Source organism: Dehalococcoidia bacterium, assembly GCA_030648205.1.
Lineage (GTDB): Bacteria > Chloroflexota > Dehalococcoidia > JAUSIH01 > JAUSIH01 > JAUSIH01.
On the sequence record JAUSIH010000024.1, the window covers coordinates 1 to 8,110 of the forward strand.

An 8,110-nucleotide genomic window follows, 5' to 3' on the forward strand; every position below is an offset into this window, starting at 1 on the left:
CAGCAGCGTTTCCGGGATCATGTCCTTGAGAAAGATGTACCCCCCCCGCGCCCGCTTCGATGGCGTCAATGACATTGGAATCGTTATCGAACTCCGTCAGCACCAGGACGGCCACTGCGGGGAATTCTTCCTTGATCAGCCTCGTCGCCTGCACGCCATCCACATGGCTGTTCCGCGTTTCAGTCAACACCACGTCTATGGGCTGCCCCTGGGCAGATGCCCGTTTCATCTGCAGAAGAGCTGCATGGCCATCCTCATAATGTCCCATCACGCTAATTCGCTCGTCTTTACTCAGGATAGCCAGCAAGCCCTCCCGGACAACCGGATTGAATCCGATCAGAAGGACCCGAAGAGTCTTAGGAGTTGTCTTATGCCCCACCATTGGATGACCTCCTTAAGCACTTTCGGGTACCATTATATCCCCCCACAGTCCCATTCGCAACGCCCATGTAGATTAGCGACACAGCACTTATAGAGTAGTCCAATACCATCCGGAGAGGCTTCTGGCCCCGGAAGACAAGGTGCATACTCGGGACATGCCTTGGGGAACAGGTATTTAAAAGAAGGGGATTCATGCTGACTAATACGAAGAGTAGGGTAACAATCCCTTTGGTTGTGGTAACTGCACTGATCCTTTCTCTACTAACGGTCGCGTGCTCTAGTCCCGCACCGACTCCCGCACTTACCCAGACGCCCACGGCAACGGCTGCGCCTGCGGCGGCTACGCCCACGGCGACGGTTATACCTGTGGCGGCTACGCCCACGGCGACGGCTGTGCCTGCGGTGGCTACGCCCACGGCGACGGTCATACCTGCGGTGGCTACACCCACGGCAACGGCTGTGCCTGCGGCGGCTACGCCGACGGCGACGGTCATACCTGCGGCGGCTACGCCCACGGCAACGGCTGTGCCTGCGGCTACGCCCACGGCGACGGCTGTGCCTGCGGTGGCTACGCCGACGGCGACGGCTGTGCCTGCGGCGGCTACGCCCACGGCAACGGCTGTGCCTGCGGTGGCTACCCCCACGGCAACGGCTGTGCCTGCGGCTACTCCCACACCTAGACCTACACCCTTGGCGGGTCGAGCGCCCGTCGCGCTGGGATCGGCCGGCAATTTCGTGATTCTAGCAAAATCGGGAATCTCAGCCACTGGGACCACCTCAATTGTTGGAGATATTGGAGTGAGTCCAATCGACAGCACTGCCATCACAGGACTTGGGTTAATAATGGATTCCTCGAATACTTCTTCGACGTCATCTCTAGTGACCGGAAGTGTATATGCAGCCGACTATACGGCACCAACTCCATCTAAAATGACCACGGCTGTAAGCGACATGGAAACCGCGTACACCGACGCCGCTGGACGGACATTACCTGATGCTACTGAACTAGGCGCCGGAGATATTAGCGGAAAGGCTCTCGCTCCGGGCCTGTATAAGTGGGGGACCGGGGTCATAATAACCAATGGTGTCAGTCTCACGGGCGGCGCAAATGATGTCTGGATCTTCCAGATAGCGGGAAACCTCGCCGTGGGCAACGGCGCTATTGTTACTCTGAACGGCGGCGCGCAGGCTAAGAACATCTTCTGGCAGGTCGCCGGCCAGGCGACCCTTGAAACGACGGCTGCCTTCAAGGGAGTTATTCTGAGTCGAACGCTGATTGAGATGAAGACCGGCGCAACGCTGAATGGCAGAGCGCTGGCACAGACCGCAGTTACAATGGACGCCAACCGGGTAACGCCCTAGCATCCTCCTCGGACTTGTGGACGCGGAAATAATCAGGTAACCGGCCCTGCCCATGTTCAAATCGAGATGACGCATATATCAACGCAGATATCAATAGATGACTTCGGCGCAAGGGTGGGAACACGCATGAAAAGGCTTGTATCCTGGTCACAGCGTTTGTGAGTATTGCGGTTGCCGTAGCGGCGTGTGGGGGATCGTCTAGCCCAGTATGTCAATGGCCATTTGAATGGTCCCGTCCGCGCCCCGTGCTCCAACTTCCAAGTCCACCTGCACGCCGTCGCACTCGTATCCGGAGCGCGTCAGCATTGCCATCAACTCGGTGGCCTGTTTGGTGCGCAGGCTGGCTGTCGCCGCAAGCATGTCCCGTCCTGCGTCTCTTTGAACTCCACCCAATACACCCGCTTGGGCGCCTTTGGAGTAATACATAGAGGTAGTGACAAGCCGGAGTGGTTTGTTCTGCTAGCGTCCAGCCTTATCTCGCTCTCGTTCCTGACCCCACGCCGCGGCGACAGGCTTCACACGCCCTTTACACAATCGTAACCGGACAGTAACCGTTGCGTAATTCGTCGGCAACCTGCCTCGTCTAATCTGATTATATCTTGTCATGAACGGGCATGGTTCTGAGATGCGGCCTGTCCAACGTCCAACGGCGACTCACTGCCCCTATTGCGCACTGCAATGCGGGATGCTGCTGGGCGGCTCCCGCGAAAACGCCGTTGTGTCCGGAGACCCGCATTGCCCCGCCAGTAAAGGGGCGCTTTGCGTCAAAGGCTGGACCGCCGCCGAGACGCTGGCGCATTCCGACCGTCTTCTGTATCCCCTGATCAGAAGTACCCGCGGCAACTTGGAACAGGCTACATGGGACACCGCGCTTGATCGCATCGCCCGCGCCTTCATTGATACCCAGGCGCACTATGGGCGCGACGCCGTCGGCGTGTTCGGCGGAGGCTCGCTGACGAACGAGAAGGCATATCTGCTGGGCAAATTCGCCCGCGTGGCGCTGGGCACATCCAACATCGACTTCAACGGCCGCTTTTGCATGTCATCCGGCGCGGCGGCGGGCATGAGGGCATTCGGTGTTGATCGCGGCCTGCCGTTTCCCATGGAAGATATTGCTTATGCTGAGGTGGTCCTGCTTGCGGGCGGCAACATGGCGGAGACCATGCCGCCCTTCATGCGGTACTTTGAGCAGCAGCGGGCGAACGGCGGACAGCTCATTGTCGCTGATCCGCGCCGCTCCGTGACTGCGCGTGAGGCTGCTCTGCATCTGTCCCTCACGCCCGGCTCGGACGCCGCTCTCGCCAACGGGATATTCCATATCCTCGTGCGCGACAATCTCATCGACACCGAATACGTCCGGGAACGGACCGAGGGATTCGACCAGGTCAGGAGTGTCGCCGCAGCCTACTGGCCGGAGCGCGTCGAGCGGGTCACCGGCGTGCCGGAAGCGCACCTGCTGCGCGCTGCGCGGATGCTGGCCTCAGCAAAGACGGCCATGGTCCTTACCGCGCGCGGCGCCGAGCAGCAGGCGCAGGGTGTGAACAACACCCTCGCGTACATCAACATCGCGCTTGCGCTAGGACTGGTGGGGCGGCCCTTCAGCGGCTATGGGTGCATCACCGGCCAGGGCAATGGTCAGGGTGGCCGCGAGCACGGCCAGAAGGCTGACCAGTTGCCCGGGTATCGAAGGATAGACGATCCGGCCGCTCGGCGGCACATGGCGGCCGTCTGGGGCGTGGGTGAAGACGAGATTCCCGGGCCGGGCAAGTCGGCGTACGAGATGTTCGATGCGGCGGGACGCGAAGGGGGTATTCGCGCGCTGCTCGTGCTCGGCTCGAACATCGTGGTTTCGGCGCCCAACGCACGGCACGTGGAAGAACGGCTGGACGCCCTGGACTTCCTCGTGGTGTCTGATTTCTTTCTCTCCGAGACGGCGCAATTGGCGGACGTCGTCCTCCCCTCCGCTCAGTGGGCGGAAGAGCAAGGGACGATGACCAACTTAGAGGGGCGGGTCATTCTACGCCGGCGCGCATTCGATCCGCCTTCGGGTGTGCGCACCGATATCGAAGTCTTGTGCAGCTTGGCCGATCGCCTGGGTAAGGGCAGGGCCTTCCAATTCGCGACCCCGCGTGACATATTCGAGGAACTGCGGCGGGCCAGCGCCGGCGGCATTGCGGACTACTCTGGTATCACGTATGAGAAGATTGATGCCAACCAGGGTGTGTTCTGGCCCTGCCCGTCGGAGGACCACCCGGGAACGCCGCGCTTGTTCACTGACGGGTTCCCGACATCCAGTGGACGCGCGCGTTTTCATGCGGTGCGTCACCAGCCTCCAGCGGAATCGCCGGACTCTGAGTATCCACACTATCTCACCACCGGCCGCGTGCTGGCTCAGTACCAGTCCGGCACGCAGACACGTCGCGTGGCGCAACTTCAGGAAATGACGCCGGAGCCGCTGGCTGAGATGCACCCAGCCACGGCAAAACGCTATGGCGTCGCGGACGGGAGCGCGGTGACTCTGGTGACACGGCGCGGCTCGGCCGTATTCAAGGTGAAGGTTACGTCAGCCATACGCGACGACACCATTTTTGTGCCCTTCCACTGGGGAGGCGCTCAGGCGATAAACCGGCTGACGAACCCGGCCCTGGACCCTGTCAGCCGGATGCCGGAGTTTAAGGTTTGCGCCGTGCGCATTGAGCAGCCGGAGCGATAAAGGGAGGCAGCCATGATAACAAAGCAGCAGCTTGTGGTAGTAGGCAACGGCATGGCTGGGGCGCGCTTCGTTGAGGATGTGCTGGCGCGCGGGGGGCGCGACCGTTTCAGCATCACCATGTTCGGTGAGGAGCCTTACGGCAACTACAACCGTATTCTGCTATCCAGTGTCATGGCGGGCTCGCATGATCCCAAAGACATCTTCCTCAACTCGCTCGGGTGGTACGAAGAGAACGGTGTCAAGCTGCACGCAGGAGTGCGCGTAGGCTGGATTGACAGACTGTCCAAGAAGGTCTATGCGCCCGGTGGAGTGACGGCGGCATACGACAAGCTGGTGATCGCCACTGGCAGTAGCGCCTTCGTCCCGCCAATGGGGGGCCTGTATGACCAGTCCGGAGAATTCAAGCCAGGCGTCTTCGCCTTCCGCACGCTGGATGACTGCGACCGAATGATCAAGTACGCAGGCAAGGCTCGCAGGGCGGCGGTCATAGGCGGCGGCCTTCTGGGTCTGGAAGCCGCGCGTGGCTTGCTCAACAGAGGGCTTGAGGTCCATGTGGTGCATCTCATGTCTTATCTGATGGAGGCCCAGCTTGACGCCCTTGCCGGAGGCATGCTCCACCGCCTTCTTGAGAAGATGGGCGTGCGGATTCTTCTGGAGAAGTTCACTACGGCCGTCCTGGGTGATGACGCCGTGACAGGCCTGGCCTTCAAGGACGGGTCCAAACTGGACTGCGACATGGTGGTCATCTCGGCGGGCATCCGGGCGAACGTCGATCTGGCCAAGCAGTCCGGCCTCACTGTCGAACGCGGCATAGTCGTGCACGATGACCTCTCGTGCCGGAACGATACGAATGTCTATGCCATTGGTGAATGCGCGCAACATCGCGGGCAGGTTTATGGCCTCGTCGCTCCGATTTGGGAGCAGGCGCGTGTCCTCGCGGATGTCCTCACCGGCGGCAACAAGCGCGCTCTCTACACGGGGTCACGCGTGTCCACCAAGCTGAAGGTCATGGGTATAGAGCTGGCGGTGATGGGTGACAAAGACCCGAAGCGGGAAGACGATGAGGTTGTGACCTACGTTGAACCATCACGCGGCGTCTACAAGAAGCTCATCGTGCGGGAGGGACGGCTCGCCGGGGCGATCCTTCTGGGGGACGGGCTGGCCGCGCCGCGTCTGCTCCAGGTCTTCGATCGTGAAGACCCGATGCTGGACGACCGCTCGGAGTTACTCTTCCCGATGTCGGGAGAGGCCAAGACGCCCAGCGTGGCGGAGATTCCGGACACTGCTCAGATATGCAACTGCAACGGCGTGTCAAAAGGCAAGATCGTCGCTGCGGTGAAGGCGGGCTGTCGCACGGTCAAGGCGGTGTGTGACGCGACGCGTGCGGGCACGGGCTGCGGTTCCTGCAAGCCGCAGGTCCAGGCCGTGGTGGCGTTCGCGTGTGACGGCGCTGTGGAAGAAGACCCGGCGGCCCACTACTACGTGCCCGGTGTCGCGCTCACGAAGCCCGCCCTTATTAAAGCCGTCAGGGAGCAAGACCTTCGCAGCGTCTCGGCGGTCTTCAAAGGGCTGGCCGGGGGCAGGGAAGACCTCGGCAGCAAGGTGGGCCTCGCCTCCCTGCTGAAGACCGTATGGGGCAAGGAATACGAGGACGAACGTGACGCGCGGTTCATTAATGACCGCGTGCACGCCAACATCCAGAAGGACGGAACGTTCAGCGTCATCCCGCGCATCTATGGCGGCGTCACCTCGCCGGAGCAACTCCGGCGCATCGCGGACGTGGCGGAGAAGTACAACGCGCGCATGGTGAAAATCACAGGAGGCCAGCGCATTGACCTCCTGGGCATTCCGAAAGAAAAACTGCCTGATGTCTGGAATGACCTGGGTATGCCCTCCGGACACGCGTACACCAAAGCATTCCGCACGTGCAAGACCTGCGTGGGGACGGACTTCTGCCGGTATGGCGTCGGTGATAGCACCGGACTCGGCATCAAGATAGAGAAACGGTTCCAGGGCATCGAGTCGCCGCACAAGATGAAGCTGGCGACAGCCGGCTGCCCCCGCAACTGCTCGGAGGCCACCACGAAGGACATCGGCGCCGTGGCGATCGAGGGCGGCAAGTGGGAGGTGTATATCGGCGGCGCGGCGGGCTCCCGCGTCCGTAAGGGCGACGTTCTGTGCATTGTGGATTCCCAAGACGATGTTCTCAAATGCATGGGCCGCTTCATGCAGTACTACAGAGAGAACGGGAAGTACCTTGAGCGCACGTACGACTTCGTGGAGCGCACAGGCATAGACGCGCTGCGCCGCCTGCTTGTCGACGACGCCGACGGTATCTGTGCAAGGCTGGACGCGGACATCCAGGCCGCGGTGGACGCCTACGACGACCCCTGGACGGAGTCACGGAAGCCGGTGCATCCCAACCAGTTCGCAGGCACCGTCGCGGTTGCCGGGCGCTAGGGGGACGCATGATCAGTGCACCGCCGTCAACTGACCGCACGCTCAACCTCGGGCCGATTGAGCAGATTCCACCGGGTGAGGGCCGGCGATTCCAGATTGGCAATGTGCCGGTGGCCGTCTTCCGCGCCCGTGATGGCCAGGTATTCGCGACACAGGCGCTCTGCACCCACAAGGCCGGCCCGCTCGCGGATGGCATCATGGGCGCGGGAAAGATAGTCTGCCCGCTCCATTCCTACACGTTCGACCTTGCGACAGGCGCCCCGTTGGGTCACACCTGCAAGGCGCTTAAGACGTATCCCGTCAGCCTTAGCGCGGACGGCGATATTCTGCTCAGCATCGAAGGGCAACGACCTTCAAGTCGGGAGGGAAAGCAGCCATGAGCGGACTTGACGGCGCGCGCGTCGCCCTGCTGGAAACGCGCATGAGCGCGGAGGCGGCGGCGCTCGTGCGGCGCAACGGCGGCGAGCCCTATTGTGTTCAAGCGGTACGCGAAAGCGTCGTGGACTGCGCCGAGGACGCAGCGGCGCTCATTGACAACCTGGCTGGTGGTCTCTGCGGCATTGTCGTTTTCACGACGGGAGTGGGCGTCGAGGCGCTTTGCCGTGAAGCGGAACGGCAGAAGCGTCTAGAGAGCCTTCTGGAGTCTTTGCGGCGTGTGACGATGGTATGCCGCGGCCCGAAGCCCGCCGGCGCTCTCATGCGCCGCGGCGTCCGTGTGTCGATTGCTATCGCCGAGCCTTACACCACGGCGGAGTTGCTGGACGCGTTGTCAGGACTGGATGTGGCGCATAAGGGCGTCGCGGTGGTCCACTACGGAGAGCGCAGCGCCTCGCTTGCCGAATCCCTGCTGTCGCGCGGCGCGCGGCTTCAGGAGCTGTGTCTGTATGAGTGGCGCATGCCCGAAGACACAGGGCCGTTGCGTGAGCTCGTCAGCGAAATCATAGCTGGGCGCGTGGACGCCGTCGCCTTCACGAGCCAGGCCCAGGCGCGACACCTCTTCCGCGTAGCCGAGGAGACGGCGCAAGCCGACGCTCTGGCCCAGGCGCTCAACACGCGGACTGTCGTAGCGGCGGTCGGGCCCACGTGCGCCGCGGCGCTCAAGAAACTTGCCGTGACACCGCGCGTTGTCCCCGAGCACCCGAAGATGGGGCATATGGTCGTTGCGCTGGCGCGCTACATCGAGCAACATCCTCT

At 62.1% G+C, this 8,110-nt stretch carries 7 protein-coding genes; 5 read left to right on the forward strand and 2 right to left on the reverse strand.

Translation table 11 applies throughout. The annotated features are described in order from the left end of the window. Positions 1-382: response regulator transcription factor (locus tag Q7T26_02685; protein ID MDO8531063.1), on the reverse strand; the 382-nt coding region annotated here is incomplete at its 3' end. Between the two features lie 191 nt (positions 383-573). Between Q7T26_02685 and Q7T26_02690 the strand changes: the two genes are divergently transcribed. Continuing rightward, a complete protein-coding gene (locus Q7T26_02690; protein MDO8531064.1) occupies positions 574-1,743 on the forward strand; it encodes an ice-binding family protein in 1,170 nt (389 codons plus the stop codon). 198 nt (positions 1,744-1,941) lie between these two features. Here Q7T26_02690 and Q7T26_02695 read toward each other — a convergent pair whose 3' ends face one another. After that, positions 1,942-2,103: a hypothetical protein gene (locus Q7T26_02695; GenBank protein ID MDO8531065.1), complete on the reverse strand. Its 162-nt coding sequence runs from the start codon at positions 2,101-2,103 to the stop codon at positions 1,942-1,944. Between the two features lie 265 nt (positions 2,104-2,368). Here Q7T26_02695 and Q7T26_02700 point away from each other — a divergent pair, with 265 nt between their 5' ends. From Q7T26_02700 to Q7T26_02715, 4 genes are all read left to right on the forward strand, one after another. Further along, on the forward strand, positions 2,369-4,456 hold the full coding sequence (locus Q7T26_02700; protein MDO8531066.1) for a molybdopterin oxidoreductase family protein: 2,088 nt from the start codon (positions 2,369-2,371) through the stop codon (positions 4,454-4,456). Positions 4,457-4,468: 12 nt separating this feature from the next. Beyond that, positions 4,469-6,916 (forward strand): nitrite reductase large subunit NirB, encoded by a 2,448-nt coding sequence (gene nirB / locus Q7T26_02705; GenBank protein ID MDO8531067.1) that lies wholly within the window; start codon positions 4,469-4,471, stop codon positions 6,914-6,916. Positions 6,917-6,924: 8 nt separating this feature from the next. Beyond that, positions 6,925-7,296: a Rieske (2Fe-2S) protein gene (locus Q7T26_02710; protein MDO8531068.1), complete on the forward strand. Its 372-nt coding sequence runs from the start codon at positions 6,925-6,927 to the stop codon at positions 7,294-7,296. Further along, on the forward strand, positions 7,293-8,110 hold an 818-nt coding region (locus Q7T26_02715; protein ID MDO8531069.1), incomplete at its 3' end, for a uroporphyrinogen-III synthase. The genes Q7T26_02710 and Q7T26_02715, both read left to right, overlap by 4 nt.

What these genes read in the sequence shown, in the direction of transcription:
- Q7T26_02690 (MDO8531064.1), top strand. Translation starts at nt 574, where the DNA reads ATGCTGACTAATACGAAGAGTAGGGTAACAATCCCTTTGGTTGTGGTA.
- Q7T26_02695 (MDO8531065.1), bottom strand. Translation starts at nt 2,103, where the DNA reads ATGCTTGCGGCGACAGCCAGCCTGCGCACCAAACAGGCCACCGAGTTG.
- Q7T26_02700 (MDO8531066.1), top strand. Translation starts at nt 2,369, where the DNA reads ATGCGGCCTGTCCAACGTCCAACGGCGACTCACTGCCCCTATTGCGCA.
- nirB (MDO8531067.1), top strand. Translation starts at nt 4,469, where the DNA reads ATGATAACAAAGCAGCAGCTTGTGGTAGTAGGCAACGGCATGGCTGGG.
- Q7T26_02710 (MDO8531068.1), top strand. Translation starts at nt 6,925, where the DNA reads ATGATCAGTGCACCGCCGTCAACTGACCGCACGCTCAACCTCGGGCCG.